The 22967-nt window shown below is 42.8% G+C and carries 23 protein-coding genes; 13 read left to right on the forward strand and 10 right to left on the reverse strand.

Annotation, left to right across the window (positions count from 1 at the left end; genetic code table 11):
* The first annotated feature begins 25 nt into the window (after nucleotides 1–25).
* The 5 genes from ACEN82_RS11985 (at nucleotide 26) to ACEN82_RS12005 (ending at nucleotide 6362) form a co-directional block, all read left to right on the forward strand.
* Nucleotides 26–1732, forward strand: a complete 1707-nt coding sequence (locus ACEN82_RS11985; RefSeq protein ID WP_413317021.1) for a sodium/sugar symporter — start codon at nucleotides 26–28, stop codon at nucleotides 1730–1732.
* Nucleotides 1733–1940: 208 nt separating this feature from the next.
* Nucleotides 1941–3341 (forward strand): glucuronate isomerase, encoded by a 1401-nt coding sequence (gene uxaC / locus ACEN82_RS11990; RefSeq protein ID WP_413317023.1) that lies wholly within the window; start codon nucleotides 1941–1943, stop codon nucleotides 3339–3341.
* On the forward strand, nucleotides 3342–4373 hold the full coding sequence (locus ACEN82_RS11995; RefSeq protein WP_413317025.1) for a PfkB family carbohydrate kinase: 1032 nt from the start codon (nucleotides 3342–3344) through the stop codon (nucleotides 4371–4373).
* The gene (locus tag ACEN82_RS12000) at nucleotides 4370–5032 is read left to right on the forward strand and encodes a bifunctional 4-hydroxy-2-oxoglutarate aldolase/2-dehydro-3-deoxy-phosphogluconate aldolase (RefSeq protein WP_413317027.1); all 663 of its coding nucleotides are present in this window, start codon (nucleotides 4370–4372) and stop codon (nucleotides 5030–5032) included. Before ACEN82_RS11995 ends, ACEN82_RS12000 begins: the two co-directional genes overlap by 4 nt.
* Nucleotides 5033–5051: 19 nt before the next feature.
* Nucleotides 5052–6362 (forward strand): MFS transporter, encoded by a 1311-nt coding sequence (locus tag ACEN82_RS12005; protein WP_091164847.1) that lies wholly within the window; start codon nucleotides 5052–5054, stop codon nucleotides 6360–6362.
* 52 nt (nucleotides 6363–6414) lie between these two features.
* Here the strand turns inward: ACEN82_RS12005 and ACEN82_RS12010 are convergent, their stop codons facing one another.
* The gene (locus ACEN82_RS12010; protein ID WP_090525721.1) at nucleotides 6415–6654 is read right to left on the reverse strand and encodes a hypothetical protein; all 240 of its coding nucleotides are present in this window, start codon (nucleotides 6652–6654) and stop codon (nucleotides 6415–6417) included.
* 164 nt (nucleotides 6655–6818) lie between these two features.
* On the opposite strand from ACEN82_RS12010, the gene ACEN82_RS12015 reads away from it, so the two are divergent.
* Together ACEN82_RS12015 and ACEN82_RS12020 are read left to right on the forward strand one after the other, a co-directional pair.
* Nucleotides 6819–7754 (forward strand): MBL fold metallo-hydrolase, encoded by a 936-nt coding sequence (locus ACEN82_RS12015; RefSeq protein ID WP_413317030.1) that lies wholly within the window; start codon nucleotides 6819–6821, stop codon nucleotides 7752–7754.
* A 37-nt stretch (nucleotides 7755–7791) separates the two neighbouring features.
* Nucleotides 7792–8040, forward strand: a complete 249-nt coding sequence (locus tag ACEN82_RS12020; RefSeq protein WP_413317032.1) for a DUF3820 family protein — start codon at nucleotides 7792–7794, stop codon at nucleotides 8038–8040.
* Nucleotides 8041–8099: 59 nt separating this feature from the next.
* Here ACEN82_RS12020 and corA read toward each other — a convergent pair whose 3' ends face one another.
* Entirely contained in the window at nucleotides 8100–9224 is a 1125-nt protein-coding gene (corA, locus tag ACEN82_RS12025) for a magnesium/cobalt transporter CorA (protein WP_413317034.1), read from the reverse strand.
* Complete coding sequence (locus tag ACEN82_RS12030; RefSeq protein ID WP_413317036.1) at nucleotides 9225–9857, reverse strand: WbqC family protein; 633 nt, start codon at nucleotides 9855–9857, stop codon at nucleotides 9225–9227.
* 14 nt (nucleotides 9858–9871) lie between these two features.
* On the opposite strand from ACEN82_RS12030, the gene ACEN82_RS12035 reads away from it, so the two are divergent.
* Both ACEN82_RS12035 and ACEN82_RS12040 read left to right on the forward strand, forming a co-directional pair.
* Nucleotides 9872–10756, forward strand: a complete 885-nt coding sequence (locus ACEN82_RS12035; RefSeq protein ID WP_413317038.1) for a lysophospholipid acyltransferase family protein — start codon at nucleotides 9872–9874, stop codon at nucleotides 10754–10756.
* On the forward strand, nucleotides 10753–11790 hold the full coding sequence (locus tag ACEN82_RS12040) for a glycosyltransferase family 2 protein (protein ID WP_413317040.1): 1038 nt from the start codon (nucleotides 10753–10755) through the stop codon (nucleotides 11788–11790). The genes ACEN82_RS12035 and ACEN82_RS12040 overlap by 4 nt, the downstream gene beginning before the upstream one ends.
* On the opposite strand, the gene ACEN82_RS12045 is transcribed toward ACEN82_RS12040, so the two are convergent.
* Nucleotides 11762–14305: a mechanosensitive ion channel family protein gene (locus ACEN82_RS12045; RefSeq protein WP_413317042.1), complete on the reverse strand. Its 2544-nt coding sequence runs from the start codon at nucleotides 14303–14305 to the stop codon at nucleotides 11762–11764. The genes ACEN82_RS12040 and ACEN82_RS12045 overlap by 29 nt on opposite strands.
* A 79-nt stretch (nucleotides 14306–14384) precedes the next feature.
* A complete protein-coding gene (gene aroQ / locus ACEN82_RS12050) occupies nucleotides 14385–14804 on the reverse strand; it encodes a type II 3-dehydroquinate dehydratase (protein WP_188831937.1) in 420 nt (139 codons plus the stop codon).
* Between the two features lie 40 nt (nucleotides 14805–14844).
* Here aroQ and xerD point away from each other — a divergent pair, with 40 nt between their 5' ends.
* Entirely contained in the window at nucleotides 14845–15744 is a 900-nt protein-coding gene (xerD, locus tag ACEN82_RS12055; protein ID WP_413317044.1) for a site-specific tyrosine recombinase XerD, read from the forward strand.
* Between the two features lie 2 nt (nucleotides 15745–15746).
* On the opposite strand, the gene ACEN82_RS12060 is transcribed toward xerD, so the two are convergent.
* The 5 genes from ACEN82_RS12060 to ACEN82_RS12080 all read right to left on the reverse strand — a co-directional run bounded on the left by ACEN82_RS12060 (nucleotide 15747) and on the right by ACEN82_RS12080 (nucleotide 19350).
* Complete coding sequence (locus tag ACEN82_RS12060) at nucleotides 15747–16169, reverse strand: acyl-CoA thioesterase (protein WP_413317046.1); 423 nt, start codon at nucleotides 16167–16169, stop codon at nucleotides 15747–15749.
* 18 nt (nucleotides 16170–16187) lie between these two features.
* Entirely contained in the window at nucleotides 16188–17204 is a 1017-nt protein-coding gene (locus ACEN82_RS12065; protein WP_495644132.1) for a serine hydrolase domain-containing protein, read from the reverse strand.
* A gap of 313 nt (nucleotides 17205–17517) precedes the next feature.
* Nucleotides 17518–18294: an HAD-IIA family hydrolase gene (locus ACEN82_RS12070; RefSeq protein ID WP_090525692.1), complete on the reverse strand. Its 777-nt coding sequence runs from the start codon at nucleotides 18292–18294 to the stop codon at nucleotides 17518–17520.
* Nucleotides 18295–18352: 58 nt separating this feature from the next.
* On the reverse strand, nucleotides 18353–18736 hold the full coding sequence (locus ACEN82_RS12075) for an SRPBCC domain-containing protein (protein WP_090525689.1): 384 nt from the start codon (nucleotides 18734–18736) through the stop codon (nucleotides 18353–18355).
* 23 nt (nucleotides 18737–18759) lie between these two features.
* A complete protein-coding gene (locus ACEN82_RS12080) occupies nucleotides 18760–19350 on the reverse strand; it encodes an acetate uptake transporter (RefSeq protein WP_413317051.1) in 591 nt (196 codons plus the stop codon).
* Nucleotides 19351–19528: 178 nt separating this feature from the next.
* On the opposite strand from ACEN82_RS12080, the gene gpmA reads away from it, so the two are divergent.
* The 3 genes from gpmA to ACEN82_RS12095 all read left to right on the forward strand — a co-directional run bounded on the left by gpmA (nucleotide 19529) and on the right by ACEN82_RS12095 (nucleotide 22824).
* Nucleotides 19529–20218: a 2,3-diphosphoglycerate-dependent phosphoglycerate mutase gene (gene gpmA / locus ACEN82_RS12085; RefSeq protein ID WP_413317053.1), complete on the forward strand. Its 690-nt coding sequence runs from the start codon at nucleotides 19529–19531 to the stop codon at nucleotides 20216–20218.
* A gap of 89 nt (nucleotides 20219–20307) precedes the next feature.
* Nucleotides 20308–20793, forward strand: coding sequence for a hypothetical protein (locus tag ACEN82_RS12090; RefSeq protein WP_413317055.1), 486 nt, complete (start codon nucleotides 20308–20310; stop codon nucleotides 20791–20793).
* Nucleotides 20794–21216: 423 nt separating this feature from the next.
* Complete coding sequence (locus ACEN82_RS12095) at nucleotides 21217–22824, forward strand: hypothetical protein (RefSeq protein ID WP_413317057.1); 1608 nt, start codon at nucleotides 21217–21219, stop codon at nucleotides 22822–22824.
* Nucleotides 22825–22967 lie beyond the last annotated feature (143 nt).

Raw genomic sequence — 22967 nt, forward strand, 5'->3', positions numbered from 1 at the left:
TTAAACCCAAAGACAAACCAAAACAATGAACCTCAAAACCCTTTCAAATGGCGATTATGCTGTTTTCTTTATCTACTTTATAATTGTTGCCAGTTACGGCTGGTGGGTGTATAAGCGTAAACACAACGCCGATGCCACCTCAAAAGACTATTTTTTGGCCGAAGGGTCGTTAACCTGGTGGGCTATCGGAGCATCGCTCATCGCCTCAAATATCTCTGCCGAACAATTTATAGGTACAAGTGGGTCTGCGTTTAAAATGGGCTTAGCCATATCTACTTACGAGTGGATGGCTGCAATTACCCTTATCATTGTGGCGGTTTTCTTTATCCCGGTATATCTTAAAAATAAGATTTTTACCATGCCACAGTTCCTGCACCAGCGGTATAACGGAACGGTGGCCATGATCATGGCTATCTTTTGGCTGTTGCTGTACATTGTGGTTAACTTAATGTCGATCCTTTACCTTGGTGCATTAGCTGTCAGCGGTATTTCAGGTCTTGATATTCACCTATGTATCTGGCTGCTGGCCATATTCTCGGCGGTTATTACACTGGGCGGTATGAAGGTTATCGGCTATACCGACGTTATCCAGGTGGCGGTATTGATATTGGGTGGTTTAATGGCATCTTACCTTGCACTTACTTTGTTAAGCGAAAAAGAAAATACAACAGGCTTACTCAATGGTTTCAAGATCCTGCATAGTGAAGCTACTGATCACTTCCATATGATCTTTAAAAAGGATAATCCAAATTACATGGATCTTCCTGGCTTATCTGTTCTGATAGGCGGCATGTGGATCACTAACCTTAACTATTGGGGCTGTAACCAGTATATTACCCAAAGGGCTTTGGGCGCAAACCTTAAAACTGCCCGTGGTGGAATCCTGTTTGCAGCTTTCCTTAAGTTGCTGATGCCTGTTATTGTAGTGCTGCCTGGTATTGCGGCTTACCTTTTATATCAAAAAGGGATGTTCCACCAGGAAATGGCGAGTTCATCTGGAGTTTTGGATCCTAACAAAGCGTATCCATCACTGTTAAACTTATTGCCAAGCGGCTTAAAAGGCCTTTCATTCGCTGCGTTAACGGCTGCTATTGTAGCGTCGTTAGCGGGTAAAGCAAACAGTATCGCTACCATCTTTACGTTGGATATTTACAAAAAAGCAATCAATCCTGAAGCTACCGATAAAAAACTGGTTAACCTGGGTAAAATATCGGTACTTGTTGCCTTGTTGTTAGGTATCCTGTTATCTGAGCTTATCGGTAAAGCATTGATGGGCGAAGGTAAGCAGGGCTTCCAGTATATCCAGGAATATACAGGCTTCGTATCTCCGGGTATCTTTGCCATGTTTATCCTTGGTTTCTTCTGGAAAAAAGCTACTTCAAATGCGGCTTTATTTGCAACCATTGGCGGTTTCATTTTCTCATGTTTCTTTAAACTTTGTCCAAAGTTTATTGACCTGAGCTTCCTGTCGCCGTATGGCTTCTCAAAATTAGCCTTGCAGGATGATAAAGTAACGAAGTTATATGAAATCCCTTTCCTTGACCGTATGGGTTTTGTATTTATTCTGTGCGTTATTGGTATGTACATTATTTCAAAAATTGACCAGGCCAGGGGCGTTACAACAAATGGCCTTGAAATTGATGCCTCAATGTTTAAAACTTCGAGAGGATTTTTAGCTGGCGCCTTAATTGTAACAGGTATTGTGGTTGCATTGTACTCAATTTTCTGGTAGCAGAAATTTTACCAATAGATAAAAAGGCGATGAGGTGATAACCCCATCGCCTTTTTGCTTCATAGTAGTTGTTTTTACCCGTTAACGAAAACGTTTGCGTGGATTGTTTAGGCTTATTACTTCCAACTTGCCCGTATGATGTGTAATTTGCCGCTTACAAGTATAAACTACTATACCGCTAACTCCGGTATATATCTGTTAATAACCAATGAAGAATTTTTTAGATCAGGATTTTTTACTTCAAACAAAAACGGCGCAGCGCTTATATCATGAGTTCGCCAGCCATCAGCCTATTATTGATTATCATTGCCACCTGCCGCCAGATCAGATTGCTGACGATATCAATTTTAAAAACATAACGCAGATCTGGCTTTATGGCGATCATTACAAATGGCGCGCTATGCGGGCAAATGGTGTTAATGAAGCCTATATCACCGGTAATAAAACCGACGAGGAAAAGTTTATGCAATGGGCCGCTACAGTTCCTTACACCTTGAGAAACCCGCTATACCATTGGACACACCTCGAATTGCAGCGATATTTTGGCATCAATGAGTTGCTTTCATCAGCATCGGCACAAAAAATATATGCCCAGTGCAATGAGAAACTACAATCGCCGGAGTTTAGCATCCGTAACATCCTCAAAAGTAAAAATGTAGAAGTTGTTGGCACCACTGATGATCCGTTGGATAACCTAAGTCATCATCAGAAACTGAAACAGGATGAGTATAGTGTAAAAGTATTACCTGCATACCGCCCTGATAAAGCCATGAATGCGGATGATATAGCTGGACTGAACAAATACATTGACCAACTACAGGCTGTCGCTAACGTAGATATTTCAAATTTCGATGATTATTTGAAAGCTCTTAAAAGCAGGCATGATTATTTTGCTGAAAATGGCTGCAAATTATCCGATCACGGACTGGAGCAAATTTATTCCGAAGATTATACTGACGCAGAGATAGCTACCATCTTTACCAAAATAAGGAACAGCGAAGTGTTGTTGCCTTTGGAAATCCTGAAATTTAAATCGGCCATGTTGTATTACTTTGCCATTTGGGATCATGAAAAAGGATGGGTACAACAATTCCACCTTGGTGCATTGCGTAATAACAATGCGCGTGCTTTAACCAATTTGGGGCCTGATACCGGCTGGGATTCTATAGGCGATTTTGCACAAGGCAGGGCATTATCCAAATTCCTGAACAGGTTGGATACCACCAACCAGTTAGCCAAAACCATTATTTATAACCTTAACCCTGCCGATAACGAGCTGTTTGCTACTATGGTGGGCAACTATAATGACGGTTCGATAGCCGGCAAAATGCAGTTTGGATCGGCCTGGTGGTTTTTGGATCAAAAGGATGGCATGATTAAGCAATTAAACGCTTTATCAAACATGGGCCTGCTGAGCCGTTTGGTTGGGATGCTTACCGATTCGAGGAGCTTTATGTCGTTCCCGAGGCATGAGTATTTCCGCAGGTTGCTTTGTAACTTGTTGGGTGATGACATTGAAAACGGCGAATTACCAAACGATATTGAATGGACAGGAAAGATCGTGAGCGATATTTGCTATTTTAACGCCAAAAACTATTTCAATTTTTAAATGAGCAATATAGAAAATACAAAGGGAAGCATCCTGTCATTTGGCGAATTGTTGTTACGCATGTGCCCCGATGGTGAAGGGCAATGGTTAAAAAGCAACAAGCTGCCATTTTTTATGGGTGGTGCCGAGCTTAACGTAGCCAATGCTTTAGCCCTTTGGGAGCAGCCAATAAAATATTTTACCGCTTTGCCTGATAATGCCTTATCCGAACAGATTATCAGTTACCTGGAAAGCAAAAGTATCGACACATCAGCAATACATCATAGTGGTAACAGAATAGGTCTTTATTATCTTACCCGTGGTAAAGATGTAAAGAACAATGCTATCGTATATGACCGTGCAGGCTCGTCCTTTGCCGATCTCAAACCGGGCATGGTTAACTGGGATGTTGTTTTGGAAGGTGTAAGCTGGTTTCATTTCAGTGCGATTTGTCCGGCCTTGAATCAGCTTGCAGCCGATGTTTGCGAAGAAGTTTTACAGGCAGCAAGCAAAAAACATATCACCATATCTGTCGATCTTAATTATCGCCCCAAATTATGGCAGTACGGTAAAAAGCCGGTAGAGATCATGCCGAAACTGGTACAATATGCCGATATCATTATGGGTAATGTTTGGGCCGAAGAAACCATGCTTGGTATTCCCGTTACGCCAGATATGCATGAATCGGGCCAGCAAAGTATTTACCTGAAAGAAGGGCTTTATTCGTCTGAAAGGATCATGGATGCTTATCCGCGCTGCCGGGCTGTTGCCAATACCTTCCGCTTTGATGCAGGCAAAGGCGTTGAATATTATACTTCGCTTTATACTGGCAACCGCTTTTATCACTCCCCAACCTATACTACCGAAACCGTGGTTGACAAAGTTGGCAGCGGCGATTGCTTTATGGCCGGGCTTATTTACGGCTTTTATAACAAGCAAGATCCACAGCAATTGCTGGACTTTGCAACGGCAGCCGCATTCGAGAAGCTATTTATTGAAGGCGATGCGACCACCAAAACAGTTGATCAAATTTATAACACAATGAAACAATGAGTAAAAAAAATATAGTACTTGACGCGATATTAAAGCAGGGTACATTACCGCTGTTCTTTTATAAAGACCCGGAAGTGAGCCTGCAAATAACCCGCACGCTTTATAAAGCTGGCATTAGGGTATTTGAGTATACCAACCGCGGTGCAGCCGCCCTCGAAAACTTCGAGGTTTTAAAACAAGCCCTTGCAAACGGCGAAATGCCGGGCCTGGAATTAGGTATCGGCACCATCAAAAGTGTTCAGGAAGCTGAAGCTTTTATTGCTGCCGGGGCTGATTTTATCGTTTCGCCAATTGTTAACCCCGAGGTTGGCAAACTGGCAGCGCAGCACAACCTATTATGGATTCCTGGTTGTATGACACCAACCGAAATTTACACAGCTCAACAAAACGAGGCTGCGCTGATAAAAATATTCCCGGCCAATATACTGGGGCCGGAGTTTGTATCCTCAATCAGGGATTTGTTTGCCGGTCAGTTGTTCATACCAACAGGTGGGGTTGATTTGAACCATGACAGTATCAGCACCTGGTTTAAAGCCGGGGTATGTGCGGTGGGTATGGGCAGTAAACTAATCAGCAAAAGCGTACTGGAAAACCGGGAGTACGATAAACTATATAACGATACCCTGAAGCTGCTTGAAATAGTACAAACCATTAAATAGCCAGTTAACCTAAATTATAATGAGAGAAGAAAAAGTTGGAAACTACCGCTGGGTGATCTGCTCGCTGGTATTTTTCGCAACAACCGTTAATTACCTTGACCGGGCAGTAATCAGTTTGCTTAAATCAGACCTTACCAAGGAGTTTAAGTGGAATGATGGCGACTATGCCAATATTGAGATTGCTTTTAAAATAGCTTATTCAATAGGTTTGCTGGCTGCCGGACGGATCATTGATAAGATAGGCACCAAACTCGGCTATTTCCTTTCAACACTACTATGGAGTATTTCGGCGGTGTGCCACGCTTTTGTTGGCGGCACCTTTGGTTTCGGCGTAGTGCGTTCTGCATTGGGCCTTAGTGAAGCGGGAAATTTTCCTGCAGCTATTAAAACCGTGGCCGAGTGGTTTCCTAAAAAAGAACGTGCATTTGCTACGGGGATCTTTAACTCGGGTGCAAATATAGGTGCTATAGTTGCACCTTTAACAGTTCCGTTTATAGCAGCTGCCTGGGGATGGCGCTGGGCATTTATCATAACCGGCTCAATCGGTTTTATATGGCTTGTATTATGGCAGGTAATTTACCGCGCACCTTCAAAGCATAGCAAGGTATCAAAAGCCGAGCTTGATTACATCAACAGTGATCATGACAGTCAAACTGAAGCTTTACAGCCAGTTGAGCAAAAGAAAATATCTTGGGGCAAGCTGCTTTCGTTTAAGCAAACGTGGGCATTTGTTATAGGTAAATTCCTTACCGACCCTATATGGTGGTTTTACCTGTTCTGGCTCCCCGATTTTTTGGAAAGCCAGTATCATTTAAAGGGCACAGAAATAGCCATTCCCGTTGCGTTGGTTTATACCATGTCTACCTTTGGGAGTGTTGGCGGCGGTTGGTTGCCTATGAACCTTATTAAAAAGGATTGGCCTGTATTTAAAGCCCGTAAAACATCTATGTTTATCTACGCACTGGCGGTAATACCAATCATATTTGCGCAGATTCTGGGTGGTGTTAATATGTGGCTTGCGGTTATAGTGATAGGGATAGCAGCATCGGCGCACCAAGCATGGAGCGCTAATATATTCACCACAGTTTCGGATATGTTCCCAAAACGCACTATTGGTTCGGTAACGGGCTTAGGTGGCATGTTCGGTTCTATCGGTGGTGTGTTCCTGTCGCTTGCCGTGCAAAAAAACCTGTTTGTGTATTACCGGTCAATCGGTAAAATTGAGATAGCCTATTATATTATGTTCTTTGTTTGCGGAAGCGCTTACATTTTAGCCTGGCTCATTATGCATTTCCTGGTGCCTAAAATGAAACCAATTGAATTGGATTAACCATATGAAATATAACGAAGGAAGCCGGGGCAAATGATCCGGCTTCCTTTTTTTATAAAGAGTGGCTTACCGCCTGTTCGGCCAGTTCATCAATCCAGCTCGAAAGGTAAGGCTCTGTACCATCAATCCTGATCCATTCGCTATCCTGATCTTTGACAATTACCAAATGTAGTGTGCCATCTATCGATTTAAACTCATATGCATTGGCATAACCGGCCCAGGTCACCTGTTGCGCTGTACCTTCAATAATGCTATCGGTCCCCGTAAGCGTGGCATCAAATTGTTGTTTCATAGTGTTTATAGTTTTACTAACCTAACATAGTTCTGGCAGTTTCTGTTTGCGCCGGTGTTAAGCCGAAGGCCATGTTATTTATTTTAGACTGATAAAATTGTATTTAAATTTAAGCAGCTAAAACTTTTAATACACGAGTTACGTTTTGTTAATAATTATAAACCATGAACAGAAGGCTCAGTACAAAATATTTCCAGGTATCGCAAAGGGTATGGGGAACTAAACTATTATTTGTTAATGTTTACATGATCGCGAACCGTCCCGGTGCTGCCAAAGGCTGGGTTTTGGTTGATACGGGGTTAAAAGGTTCAGCAAAAAAAATCATTGCCATGGCCGAAGAGCTTTTTGGCCCGGGAACCAGGCCTGCAGCTATTGTGCTCACACATGGACATGCCGACCACTCGGGAGGATTAGCAGAACTTTTGGAGATTTGGAATGTATCTGTTTATGCCCACGCACTTGAATTGCCTTACCTAACAGGCCTGTCATCATACCCACCGGCCGATCCATCACTGACCGACGGGCTGATGAGCCTGTTGTCGGTATTTTTCCCAACATCCCCCATAAACCTCGGCACTAAAATAAAGGCTATTGATATGGAGGAAGGGATTCCCGAACTGCCCGAATGGAAGATTATTCACACACCCGGGCATACGCCGGGCCATGTTTCGCTGTTTTTGCCAATAAATTCGACCCTTGTAGCCGGGGATGCCTTTTCAACTACTAAGGCCGAATCAGCTTTATATTCATTTAGTTCACTTAAAAAGTTAACCGGACCGCCAAGGTATTTCACTACCGACTGGGAAGCTGCTGCCCAATCAGTACGCAGGCTTGCCGCACTTGAACCACGCACAGTAGCAGCAGGCCATGGCCCGATAATGCGCGGCCGTGAGCTGCATGATCAATTGCATGAACTGGCCGATAACTTTGAGCAGGTTGCAATACCCGTAAAAGGCCGCTATGTGGGGCATCCGGCTGTTGCCGATGAAATGGGCGTGACTTATATCCCGCCTTATATAAGCAGCAGTATTTTAAAAGCAACAGTTAGCGTCGCAGCTGCACTCGCAACATTTTTTATTATAAAAGGATTGCAGGAATAGGAGCAGAATCCAATCGGTTTGTGCGTACCTTTACCGCGTGGAAAATTTAAAGCCAGATCCAAAGATCCTAATTGATATTGTACAAACCAGAATGCCTTATGGCAAGTATAAAGGCACTATTATAGCTGATATCCCTGTATCATATCTTGAATGGATGGCAGGCAAGGGTTTTAGTAAAGATAAAATGGGGATGTTACTTTCAACCACATTTGAGATCAAAACAAATGGGCTGGGTGAGATCCTGTATATGGTGAAGAAACAAGTTCAAGCCCCCCCGGCCCCCTAAAGGGTTGCTTTGTAAGCTTGTTCAATAACTCCTTTTTCTCCCCTTTAGGGGGCGGGGGCTTATAGCCTGTTAAACCAACCTTTTTTCCAAAATACAAACACCTGTATTAAGGCTATCAAAAACATAAACACGATAGCATAAATGTAACCATGGTGCCAGTACAATTCGGGCATGTTATCCGGAAGGATATGGCCTTTATCATCCTGGCGCGAAAAGTTCATGCCGTAAATGCCCGCAATAAAAGTAAGAGGAATGAAAATCACCGAAATAATGGTAAGCACCTTCATGATCTCGTTCATGCGGTTACTTACCATGGATAAGTATAGATCAATAATACTTGATGTTACTTCCTTGTAGTTTTCAATAAGATCCATGGCCTGGATACAATGATCATAGGCGTCGCGCAAAAACAATTTAACTTCGGGAGTTATCAGCGGACTTTCAGACCTGATCATGTCATTGATCTTATCCCGCTCGGGCCAGCTGGCACGGCGTACAACTATCAACGTGCGTTTTAGCTGCTGGGCATTAAACATGATGGTTTTATCGGCGCTCAGGTAAAGCTTATCTTCAAGGGCATCCAAATGGTCGCCAATTTCGGCAAGCAGCACAAAGTAGGTATCAATTATAGTGTCAGTAAGCGCATAACACATATATCCGGGTCCCGCGGTACGGATAGCGCCCTTTCCGGCTTTTAAACGGGCTTTTACGGCATCAAAGCGCTCGGTGTGATCCTCCTCAAAACTAATGATGATATTATCTTTTATGATAGCTGAAAACTGGCAGTTAATTATCTCATTATCCTTATTGAATTGAACGATGCGGCTGGTACAAAAGGCATAATCCTCGTATTCATCAAATTTGGGGCGCTGGTGTGTATTGGCAATATCCTCCAAAACCAGGGGATTGATATTGCAATGTTCACCAATTTGCTCAATCAGCGAGGCATCGCCCAAACCATTAATCTTAATCCAATGGGTATGATTGTCACATTTATTTAGCTGTTTTAAGGCTGTTTTGATATCCTTGCCCTCGCAGGTTACTAACTCATCTTTATTGTATGAGTAAACGGATATAATGGGTTTCAGTGCATCCTCGGCTACCCTGATCGTACCCGGTCTGTCACCTACATTTCCTGCGTGTTTGTGTTTTTTAAGGCGCAGGCGTTTAAAGTTGCCATTCATCTACAAATAGTTTACGGTTTGCGGGCCCTGGTTAAACAGCAGATCAATAATACTCAGGTTTTTCATAAAGCCCTTGCGGTCTTCAAATACCTGGAAATATGGTTTCTGCTGCATTTCGCTTTCTTTTTTAGGATGAATAGAAAACCGAAAATCGTGCAGGTTCGGATATTCGGCCTGGTATTCATTCGTGTAATTTAATTCCGTTTTTATTTTAGTGAGCTTGAGCAGCAGGTTCAAAAGCTCCTGGTTATAATCAAACAAGTAGGTAATTTGTTTTTCATAAAAAGGCGCAAAATCATCTTCATAAAACTCAAAATAAGCCGAACGGCGATAACAAGCCTGCAAGCTTTGCCAGTGCAGGCGCTGCCACATAAAATCGTAGCTGATTTTTACGTCTTTAACTTTAGTGTGATTTTTTGAACCTTTTATTACTGGAACCACCAATGCCAGTACACCATCGGGCGAGTAGATATTAGCCCGGTTGCGATAAGTTTGTTTGGGGAAATGTTCTTCTCTTTCTATCAGTATATCAGGCTTATACGTATTTAATTGTACAAAATAATCTACCGGCGGAAGATAAAACATGGGTAACACAGCGCCTTTTTCAATCATATATTTTATGTTTGTGCTCAAAATTGGCTAAAATAATGATAAAAAAGGGTTTTACTAAGTTAGGGATATTAATTTTATACCTTATATCGTTGCTTCCCTTTTGGTTTTTATACATTTTATCCGATATCGCGTTTGTTATTATTTACTACGTTGTTCATTACCGCCGTGATGTAGTGCAGCAAAACCTCCGCAATTCCTTTCCCGAAAAAACAGATCAGGAACGTCATGATATTGAACGAAAGTATTATCGCTACCTGGCCGACCTGATAGTGGAAACCATTAAAATGATCACCGTATCAGAAAAACAGATCCAAAAAAGGGTAGTGGCTACCAACTCCGACCTGGTGTTTGAATACTTTGCTAAAGGTAAGAGTATTATTGCTGTTGCCGGCCATTACTGCAACTGGGAAATGGCCGCCCTCAATTTTAACTTTGTTACCGATAAAAGGTTTATGATCATTTACAAAAACCTGTCTAACAAAACGTTTGATGATTTTTTCATTAAGATCCGTTCAAGGTTTGGTGGGCAGCCGGTTGCCATGAAGCAAACATTGCGTAAAATGATTGAATACCGTAAAGAACTTACTGTAAGTGTGCTCGTGGGCGATCAAACTCCCGTGATGCATGAGGTAAACTATTTCACCAATTTTTTAAATCAGCCAACCGCGGTATTTTTGGGTATTGAAAAGATTGCCAAAACAATTGACGCTGCTGTTGTTTTTTACGACATGAAAAGGATAAAACGCGGATATTATGAATATACGCTAATTCCGCTTACCGAAACACCAAAAGAAACTGCCGAACACGAAATAACAGATATGCACGTGAAATACCTTGAGGGAATGATCAGGAGAGAACCGCAATACTGGTTATGGTCGCACCGGAGATGGAAGTTTAAGCCGGAGGATTTACATAGATGACCCATACACCTAAAGTTGCTGTAGTTATTTTAAACTGGAACGGTGCAAAGTACCTTAAACAATTTCTTCCTTCGGTATTATCCTCTACGTATCCTAACCTGGATATCGTTATGGGGGATAACGCTTCTTCGGATGATTCAGTAGCGTTTATGCGCGCAAACTATCCATCGGTAAGGATTATCCAAAATGATAAAAACTACGGCTTTACAGGGGGGTATAACCGGGTGCTGGCCCAGGTTGATGCCGATTATTATATCCTGCTTAATTCGGACGTTGAGGTTGTTCCAGGATGGATTGAACCTGTTATCGAATTAATGGAAAGCGATAGTTTAATCGCTGCTGCTGCTCCCAAGATCCGGTCATACGCACAAAAAGAATACTTTGAACATGCCGGCGCTGCCGGTGGCTTTATTGATAAGCACGGCTATCCCTTTTGCCGTGGCAGAATCTTTTACGAGCTGGAAAAGGATAACGGTCAATATGAGCAATCAGGTGAGGTATTCTGGGCATCGGGAGCTTCTTTGTTTATCAAAAAAAGCATTTGGGATGAAGCCGGCGGCTTTGATGAAAGCTTTTTTGCCCATATGGAAGAGATCGACCTTTGCTGGCGCTTAAAAAACATGGGTTATAAAGTAATGTATTGCGCGCAATCAACCATATATCACGTTGGCGGCGGTACGTTAAATGCCGAAAATCCGTTTAAGACTTATCTCAATTTCAGGAATAACCTGCTGCTTATAAAAAAGAACCTTCCATTTTGGCGGGCGTTTTGGGTGATCAGCATCCGCTTTATAATGGATCTACTGGCCTTGTTCAGGTTTTTGATGGAAGGTAAACGCAAAGATGCCTGGGCAGTAAGCAGGGCACATCAGAGCTTTGTGTTAAGCCTCTTTAAGAAGGTTAAAAGCGAAAAGCTAAAGGCGAAAGGTAACGCGGTACAAAACACAAAAGGTATATACAGGGGCAGTATTGTTTGGGATTTCTTTGTTAAAAAGAAAACTCATTTTACTGATCTTGATCCTTCGGAGTTTTAGCGGCATCTGTACCCTGTTCCGGCTCAGTTTCGTCGCTTATGCCCCGCGCTTCTACTTTAATGGGAGGCAAGCCTTTTGGCCATATCACCCGTACATCCTGCTGGCGGAATGGTATGTCGATTCCTTCTCTGTTAAATGCATCGTAAATATCGGCTAATACGCGGCTCTTAAGTCCAAGCCAGGTGTTGATATCGGCTGCCCAGAAAAACACCCTGAAATCAACCGAGCTTTCATTTAAATTATGCAGGAATACAGAAGGCGATGGCTGGTTCATGATATCATCATGGTTAGTTAATAAATTTAACAATATTGCCTTAACCTGCTCAATGTTTGATCCATATGCTACCCCAATAATCAGTTCAACCCGGCGATTGTTATTACTTAAGGTCCAGTTAATTACGTGGTGAGATATTAAGTCGCCGTTAGGGATAATTACCTCCGCGCCATCGGCGGTAGCAATTTTACTGGCACGGATGCCGATATCCATAATAGTACCCGAACGGCTGTCAACTTCAATAATATCACCAACCTGGATCGGTTTCTCGAAAGCAAGTATCAAACCCGATACGAGGTTGTTAACGATATTCTGTAAGCCAAAACCAATACCAATACCAAAGGCGCTGATAATGATAGTAATCTTATCAATAGGCACTCCTGAAGCAGCTACGGCCAGGAAGAAGCCTAAAGCAATTACCCCGATACGGATAAGCAGGGTAGAGGTGCGGTTCTTTTTCTTGGCTACATCAATATCATTGGCATGCTTGGCTGCAATATCATAAAGATAGCTGATTATCTTTGACGCGATAGATGACAGCCAGATCACGGCCACAAATATGATCACGCTTTGAAACGTGAACTGGGTATTGGTACCCCCGATGCTGCGGTTTTTGGTCAGAAAATCGCCCAGGTAATCAAATACGGTATCTTCAACGTTCAGGTTTTGGGTGAGCATTACCAGCCATAGCAAGGTAGCCAATATGCTCAGCACACTCCTGAACTTATTTTGCATTAATTTATAATCGATAAAAGAAGTTAGGTTGTTGCTCTTTTTACCGGCTTCCAGTTGCAGGAACAAGGCTTCCATAATGATATGCACTATGTAATACATAGCAAGGGCAAGCCACAGGTTATAAACTACACTAACACCAATGATTTTAGCCAAACTCACCCTGCCGAAAACATTACATAAAAAAGATGCTCCCTGCAGAAATATGAAAACCTTCAATATAAAGCCGGTATAAGGCAGGTAATCAGCCCTGGCCTTGCGCACTTCTGATAAAAACCTGAAACTTATTACCGATGCAGCGAGGCCTGAAATTAATATAACTACCCTGTCGATATTGGTTACCTGGATATAAAGATTGCTCAGGCTGTAAATAATAGTGATGCCAAATAGCTGCAGCATATAACGGAACATAGTTGCAGGACATGCCTTTTTTATGAGGTAAAGCAGGGCAATCATTAGCACCAATAAAAACATCTCCAATACAATTACCGGCGGGTGATCATAAACGTTTGGCAGCAACGTAAAAGTTAAAACAATTGAGGATACAAACGGATAATTTACAACGTAATTGGCCTGGCCAAACACACTTTCGGGCGCATCGTTATCACGTATGATTCTACGGCGACTGGCGCGGACCCAGGCAAAAAAAACAAATAGAACCACTAGGCCAGAAAGATGGATCAGGATATCCCTGCCAATAAAAAAGTTGAACAGCTTGGCGTTCATATCGGCCGTAGCTTTTGTTGCCGGGCCGAAATCGCTGCCTTCATCAGCATTCATGTTCCATATGTTGCTATACTCCTGAGACATCGCCCTAATGCTGAAATCCCTGATCTTGGTATCAATCTGGTCTTTAAGGTCGAGTATCGAAATATAAACAGCTGAGGTGCGGTTTTGCAGCAGGCCTACTTTCACCATTACCTTTTTGTTTGTAGTATCCAGGCGGTGATATTTGCTGTCAATAGCTATTTTTTGGATGAGATAGGTAGTAGCCAGCGAACTATCAGCAGGCAGGATTTTTAAAACGCTATCGCGCGATATGGCGTCCAGATCGTTTTGATTTTGAACAAGTTTACTGTTGATATCTGCAAGCTGTTCCTGCCAAAGGTCAAGCTGGTCATCACTGCGGGTAAGCACATCCCTGATGGTATACAGGTACCTTAACGTGCTCGATTTATCATTATCAATAAGCGACTTGATGAGCGTAATCCGCCTTTCAAATGATGGTAGCTTAGTGCTGATCTCTGCCGTATCTAACTTTTTTGACAGGTTGCTTTTGATCTGGTTAAAGGCAGATGTATAATATTCAACTTTTTGCAACAGGTTATTTACCGATGTATCCGAGCGTTTGAGCGCCCGCATCATCGAATCGCGCGAAAGGATAGAGGCGCGGAGCGAGTCTCTTACCGATCTTGGCTTTTTCTTTTTGGCTTGGGCAAATGCATCAACACTGAATAACAGCGTAATAAAAAGTAAACTTAGCGCGGCAACCCTGAATATTTTAAGCATCTGGAACAATAAGCTGAAAGCAATGTTTAAACGCTTTTACACCAAAAGCGTTTTATCAAAACGATAAAATATTTTAATATTATTTAAGCGACAGGTTTTCAATGGCCAGGCGATAACTATCCATCCCGAAACCCGCAATTACACCACGACAACTGGCCGCTATCATTGATTTATGCCTGAACTGCTCGCGCTTGTGCACGTTGGATATATGCACTTCAATAACCGGGGTATTGATGGCAGAAATTGCATCTGCAATAGCAATGGAGGTATGGGTATAAGCGCCGGCGTTTATTACAATACCATCGTAACTAAAACCAATTTCATGCAGTTTATTTATAATTTCGCCCTCAATGTTGCTTTGATAATAATCAATGGTGATGTTTGCATAGCGTTGGCGCAGGGTTTCAAGATAGGTTTCAAAACTGGCATCGCCATAAATTGATTTTTCGCGAACGCCTAACAGGTTCAAATTGGGGCCGTTTATAATTTGTATCTTCATTAGTTCAAACTTAGCTATAAATCATCAAAACTAAAATCAATTGGATTGGCGTTCGGCAATAAAAGGTTTCCAGGCATATTTAAAATTAGAGAAGTCGCTATCCGACAACTCTATCGAAGCTTACAGCAGAGATATAGAAAAATTATATCAATATTCAGATTCACAGATAGTTAAACTAAAGCCAGAATTAATTACTTTAACTGATTTGCGCGGGTTCATTAACTGGATAAATGAACTGGGTATGATCCCTTCATCGCAAGCCAGGATTCTTTCGGGCATAAAAGCTTTTTATAAATACTTGCTGATGGAGGATATTATTAAATCCGATCCGTCAGAACTGCTCGAATCGCCCAAGATCAGGCGTAAGCTGCCGGATACATTGAGCTATGGAGAGATCAACAAAATTATAGCTGCGTTAGACCTATCCAAACCAGAAGGCATCCGTAACAAAGCCATCCTGGAAACCCTATACGGTTCGGGCCTCCGTGTATCCGAGCTTACCGAACTGAAACTCTCTAACCTGTACCTTGATATTGAATTTATAAAGGTGACCGGTAAAGGCAATAAGGAACGATTGGTGCCGATAGGCAGCGAAGCTATAAAAGCGCTGAAGATCTGGATAGAAAATGTAAGGGTACATAACCCAATAAAAAGAGGTGAGGAGGATTATGTTTTCCTGAACAGGCGCGGCACAAGGTTGAGCCGGCAGATTATTTTTTTAACCATCAAAGGGTTGGCTGAAACCATCGGATTGAAGAAAAAGATAAGTCCACATACCTTTCGGCATTCCTTTGCCACACACCTGGTTGAAGGGGGCGCCGATTTACGGGCAGTACAGGAGATGCTGGGACATGAAAGTATTACTACAACAGAGATCTATACCCATTTAGACAGGGAGTATTTAAAAAGCACCATCAGTCAGTTTCATCCGCGCAGTTAAGGTCAGATCAGGTATTGATCAATTACATCCTGAGGGATCTTTGCACCGCGTCCGGTAGCCATGTCAATCATCACATAATCAAACCAACCATCGCAGCAAATCTTTTTAGTGGCTTTATTGGTGATGGTAAACTTTACGCGGCAGCCCTTGTCGTCGATACCTTCAATGCCGGTTTTTACAATAAAGTAATCGCCCATGGTTAGGGCGCGTTTGTATTCAACATGGGCTGTCCGCACTACCCAACCAAATCCCCGCTCCATGAATTTTTCCATGGCCATACCATAGCAGCGTTCCATCTGATCATAGCGGGCAGCCAGCACATAGTCAAAATACTTGCTGTTGTGCACGTGCTGAAACATGTCGATATCATCGGGGCGTACGCGAAACTCAGATTCGAAGGTGGAAAGTGGGAGCGATGTATCCATACAGCAAATATAGTAATCCTATTTTAGTGACAGGAAAGCCATCAGCTTCTCATTAAAACTGCCGCCATGATCACAATTGGTAAAAAACACATAGCCCGATTGCCGTGTCTTGTCCATCAGGAAGCCAGATTGAAAATTACCGTTATTGCCCGAATGCAGGTAAAACGTACCCACCGGGCTTTGTTCAATTGCTATGCCCAGCCCCCAGGTTGAATAACCTGCCTTGCGGAAATCTTCGGCAAGCGGAACAGTCAACTGCGGACGGAACATTTCCCGGATGCTGTTCTGGCTCAACCCTTTGTCTTTCATTAAGGCTATGATGAAAGTTGCATAGTCCAAAGCATTGGTATGCAGTGTTGCCGCCGGGTTAAAAGTATTTGAATCTATCTGCAAAGATGGCAACACCGGCCAATTTGGCCCACTAACGGGATCTACACGGCCCTCCTGGTGACCTGAGACCTTGTGCTTCAGGATATAGGGATTAGCAGTGAACGAACTGTGGACCATGTGCAGGGGAACGGTCACCTCTTTTTCAAATACCGGCTCTATATTTTGCAATGACCGGTTAAGCAGATGAGCGATCACTTTGCCCAGATAAAGAAAACCCTCGCCCGAATAAAAAAATGAGGTGCCTGGTGTAAAATTCAAATAAAGGTTCCCGGGTTTAACGTGCAGTGCGGAATCAGCAGGAAAGAAGCGCCAGTTTGGTAACCCGGATTGATGAGAAAGCACCATCCGGGCGGTGATTAGTTTGTATCTCTCATCCTGTACGATATCAGGATAGGGAAGATATTTATACAAAGGAGTATCCAGGCTTAATATTCCGCGATCTGCCATTTTTAAAACCCAATAAGCAAATATTGGTTTGGAAAGTGAGGCTGCTTCAAAAATCGACTGCTCGTCTACAGGCTCTTTTGTTTTAATATCTTTTATACCCAAAGCCCGGTGATAAACGATTTTTCCTTTATTTATAAACGCAATAGATACCCCCGGGAGCTGCAACGAATCCATTTGTTTTTTCAAAAAAGCATCCATGGCAGTGTTGCTGATAAGTTTCCCGGCAGGGCTTATGATCTGTGCTTGTAAGTTGCAGATGAGCCCGGACAAAACTAAACAGGTAAGTATAAGCAACCGGGTAGATTTATTGTGTATGTGAGAAGATTGCATGTTTTGCATGAGGTAAGTTTTTAAATGGGACGCGAATATTAAAGATTTCGTTACAGGTCATTTTACATTTTAAGCGCCGCACCTTATTGCCGGATTTCTGCCTGTCTATTAAAACATCTAAAAACAAAAAGCGGACGATTTTGTGGATCGTCCGCTTTTCGATGAGGATACAGAATCTATTTTATGACCACCACTTAAGCGGAAAAACTATCTTATCAACCGAACTCGCTACCATATCCGGTTTAAACGCGTAATGGCTCAACTGATCTTTACTGGAGATACCAGATAACACCAGGATGGTTTTATATCCCATTTGTACACCACCCTGGATATCAGTTTCCATCGTATCGCCAATTACAGTCGTTTCGGCAGTTTCAAGGCCCAGGAATTTCCTTGCCGAACGCATCATTACCGGGCTTGGCTTGCCGGTTACAAAAGCCTTACGGCCTGTAGCTTCCTCTATCATGGCTGTTGTGGCTGCAATACCTAAATTGTTCCAGCCCGGTTTTTTAGGGGATGGGTCCCTGTTGGTGGTTATAAACTTGGCGCCCGCCAGGATCATGTCGACCGCACGCTGCACCATTTCCAATGTAAAGTTGCGGCCTTCGCCCAAAACAACAAACTCCGGGTCGGAATCAACAAGTGTGATGCCATTTTCGTGCAAACTGCTCAATAGGCCACCTTCGCCAAGCACAAAAGCGGTACCGTTGGGGCTTTGATCGCCCAGGAATTTCCCGGTAGCCATGGCGCTTGTATAAATATGTTTTGTTTCTACAGTTATTCCCAATCTTTTAAGTTTCCGTACTACCTCCAGGCTGGTGCGCTGGCTGTTGTTGGTCATAAAAGCAAATGGTATATCATTATCAATAAGGTGTTTGATGAATTTATCAGCGCCCTGTATCAGTTCTTCGCCGCTGTAAATTACACCATCCATATCAATTAAAAGACCTTGTTTCATGCGTATAAATTATAAATGTTTTGTTTTATTAAAGAGGTGATTTTGAATACCTGGCGTTTTAAGCTCCCTCAAAAAAGTCGATCAGGCCGCCAAAGTAACTCTCGTTCCACCCGTCAACAATATCATTATAATCATCATCGGGAATGTTGGTATGCCTTAACTCGGCCGAAGTGCCTTGCTTATCAGCATGTAATTTGATGGTAACAATAGAATTATCGCTTTGTCCTTCAAAATACCATTGCTGAACCACCTTTTTATTGGGTTCAAACTCGACGTTTTTACCCACGATACTGCCATCCCACATAGAAAATTCGGTACCGGGCTCTGTCGACATTTCGGCGACTTCGCCAGTCCACAATTCAATTGTAACCGGGTTGGTGATGGCCATGTATATCTCTTCGGGAGTGGCCGGTATGCTGTAATATTTTTTATAATCTTTCACCCGCGCAATTTAGCTCAAATAATTTAAACCTTCACCGGGCCAATCGGCAAAACGGTTTTTCCATAAATCTCATTCAAAACATTAGCGATACCTGTGTAAATAGCCGATGCCCCGCAAATGATACCTTCATAACCGGCCAGGTGTTTAATGCCCGCATTGCCTGTAACATCACCAGCCACTAACAGGAAAAATAAAATAGTTAACGATGCAAAAACAAATTGCAGCGCACGGTTAAGCCTCAATGTTCCAAAAAACAACAGCAGGGTAAATAAACCCCAGATGCTTAAGTAAGCGATCATGGCACCTTCAGATGGCGCAGTTCCCCAGCCAAATTTGGGCATTACCAACAGGCCCACTAATGAAAGCCAGAAAAATCCGTACGAAGTGAATGCTGTCAGCCCGAAGGTATTGTTCTTTTTAGCTTCGATAACACCGGCAATAACTTGCGCCAAACCGCCGTAAAATATGCCCATAGCTAATATCATGGTGTTCATTTCAAAAAAACCGGCATTGTGAATGTTTAATAAAACGGTGGTCATTCCGAAAGCGCAAAGGCCAAGTGGCGCGGGGTTGGCAATGCCATCCTTCACTGGTACTGGTGTGGTAGGGATCATAATAGGTTTTAGTTTATATGGTTTGTACCGCAAGCTAACTGATTTATAAATATTAAGCAAGTTTTTCACACCCTTAACCTACTTTTGCATTAACCCAATTCAACCCCTGCCGGCAGAAGGGCTTTAAACAACAACAATAAAATTTTTCTCTTGAAGAGAGATTTAGAGACACCTACCTATGCAAAAATTAGTATTAATACGCCACGGAGAGAGTACCTGGAACCAGGAAAACAGATTTACAGGCTGGGAAGATGTCGACCTGTCAGAAAAAGGTCACGAACAGGCCCATCGGGCCGGAAAGATTCTTAATAAAAACGGCTACAACTTTGATATCGGCTTTACATCCTATTTAAAGCGGTCAATCAAAACATTGCACTACATACTGGAGGAGCTCGACCACCTATGGATCCCCGTTGAAAAATCATGGAGGTTGAACGAGCGGTTTTATGGTGCCTTACAGGGATTAAATAAAGATGAAACTATTGCCCAATACGGCGAAGAACAGGTATTAAAATGGCGGCGCGACCCTAATGAGCACCCGCCTGCTATAACCAAAGATGATGCGCGCTACCCGGGGCATGATCTCAGGTACAAAGATCTGACCGAGCGCGAGCTCCCGCTGACCGAAAACCTGAGCGAAACCATGGACAGGGTATTGCCTTTCTGGAACGAAAGAATTGTCAGGGCTTTGCGCCGCAATCAAAAGGTTATTGTAGCGGCACATGGTAACAGCCTGCGTTCGCTTATAAAATATATAGATAATTTAAATGATGAGGAAGTAACTGCGTTAGAAATCCCTACCGCCACCCCCTGGGTTTATGAACTTGATGGGGATTTAAACAGGATAAAGCATTATTATCTGGAATAATTTGCCCTCCGGATCTTCATTTCTCTTTTTTATGTAGCACAATTGTTTATCTTGTAAGCCATAAACCAATTAATTCCTAATTAAGACGAATGAAAAAATCCGACATCTATGAGGTCGCCATTAAAATACTGGGTATATACCTGTTGGTGGCCGATATCTCTAAACTTCCCGGCCTGATCACTTTTATCGGTAACCATGCAAGTTCCCCTGCCGAACAGCAGCCTGCCGATCAGGGAAACCTTTTGTTGGTAAACGGGTTAAACTTTATTTTCCTGATCATATTGGCGGTGCTGTTAATTGCCGGCACTAAAAGGATCACCCGCTGGATCACTAATGAAAGTGATTACCAGGAAAACGCGAAACTTTTTGCCGAACGAAAAGTCATCTACGAAATATCCCTGGTAATAATAGGAGGGTTATTGTTAGTTGGCACTATTCCCGATTTTTTATACCACTTGTATATGCTTGCTAACGTTAATGAACAAAGCAGTGTAATATCGGCAGGGGCAAAAATATTTATCGGCATAATTACCGTGGCATTTGCCAAAAGGATAGGGGCTTATTTTGCCAAATAAATTTGAACAACTTTAATGTATTGAAAGAGCGCCCTTTTTGGACGCTTTTTTTGTTTGCGGCCGGCCATATGTTAGCCGTTGTCAAAACTCTTTCAACCATGGGTTGTCCACACCTGATGTGTATGACCAAAGGGTGTTCCACTAAAAAAACGCCAAAAATCTTAAATATCTGATTATTAGCCATATAGTTACCTTTTATTTTTTGAACAACTTAAGTTATTGATAACCAGTGGTAACATAAATGCGCAGTATTCCACAATGTTCCACTTCTGAAAATGGAACACTTTATATAAATGTCAAAATTTTCAAGGTTTACTTAACAATAAGTTAATGAAATAGCAATAATTACGAATTAACCTTTGTGCAGTTTTACCGTATAATTTAACATTATTAACTTATACATTAAAACCTAAAAAAATCATTATGCTAAAACTTACTAATCTACGTATGTGGGTATTGGCCGCTGCCGCAACAGGCATGCTGGCAAGCTGTCAGAAAAATGGCCAGATGCCTGCATTGAAAGATGCTGATCAAACTGCAACCGGTGCAAAAACGATTAAAACCTTAGCTGTGTCCTTAACACAGGGTTTTGAAGTTGGCGCAACCAGTCCAAAAACTGCTTATGATGTATCGCCAACCGGTTCATCAAGCGGCGACAATGTTACCCTGTCCGGCAGTTCATGGAATATGTATGATGCCCTGATCGGTAATCTCGCAGCAGATCAAAAAGCAGGTTCATGGAGTGCCCGTGTACGCAATACCGGTAAAATTACCATGTTGTTTGATGTTACTACCGGCATAAGTACTGTTACTATTAAAAGTGCAACTTATAACGGCGATACTCCAAGCACATGGGGATTGTTTTATTCTGTTAACGGAGGTTCGTCCTGGACGCAATCCGGCTCAGCAATTACTACTACTGCAACCCTTACTACATCAACTTTTACTGTTACACAAACCGGTAATGTACGTTTAGAGATCCGTAAATTATCCGGCGGCACCAACCGTATCAATATTGATGATATCACCATTAATGATAACGGCGGCGGTACAGGCGGGGGTACTGTACTTACAGGCAAAAAATTCCTGTTTGATGCAAGTCACCTTGAAAATGCAGGCAGCGCCGACTGGCAAATAGATGCCGACGGCACTGAGCAGGTTGCTATTTACACAGGCGGTACCACTACCGAAACCAAAGCACAACGCATTCCTACTCCGTCATACACAGGGATTACTTCATCTACTACCGAAACTTATTGGAAAGGCGCTCTTTCAGCATGGGCTGTAGAATTGGTAAAACGAGGCGAACTGGTTGAATCGTTACCTGTAGGCACTGCCATCACTTATGGCGGCGGTGGAGCCCAGGATTTGAGCAATTACGATGTATTTGTTGTTTGCGAACCTAACCGCTTATTTACTGCCGCCGAGAAAACTGCTTTGATGAACTTTGTAGCTAACGGTGGTGGTTTATTTATGATAGCTGATCATACGGCGGCAACAACTGCCGGTACCGATGCTAATGGCTACAATCCTTCAGACCGCGATGGCGATGGTTATGATTCGCCAAGGGTTTGGAATGACTTGATGACCAACAATGGCATCAATAACAACAACCCTTTCGGCTTTAGTGTAAATTATGTTGATATCAACGAAAGCCCGTCAACCAACGTTTATACCGGCTCCAATGCCGATGCGCAAAAAGTGCTGAATGGTGCGGCAGGTACTGCTTCAAAAATGGCTTTCTACGATGGTTCTACAGCAACCCTGTTCCCGGCCAACAACTCAACCGTACAGGGGTTATTCTGGCGTAACAGCGCTACCAATGGTGGCAATGCCAACGCTATGGCATTATTGGCAACCTATGGAAGCGGCCGTGTTGTTTGGATCGGTGACAGCTCAGATGCTGATGACGGCACAGGTGATACAGGCGATAACCTGTTTAATGGCTGGTCAGGCGATGCACCATCAGGATATACTTCGCATTCGTCATTTCATTTAAATGCTTCATTCTGGCTGGCCAAAGCCCAGTAAGCATAAAATAACCTTTCCCCGAACGGGAGAATTTTCATTTGTTAGTTTAAGTCTGGTTGCCACGGGCAACCGGACTTTTTTATTACCCCGCTTCAAACAAGTTAGTTGCTTTTGCAGTTATATATTATACGAAGGTGATCAAT

This window comes from Mucilaginibacter sp. Mucisp73 (assembly GCF_059491465.1).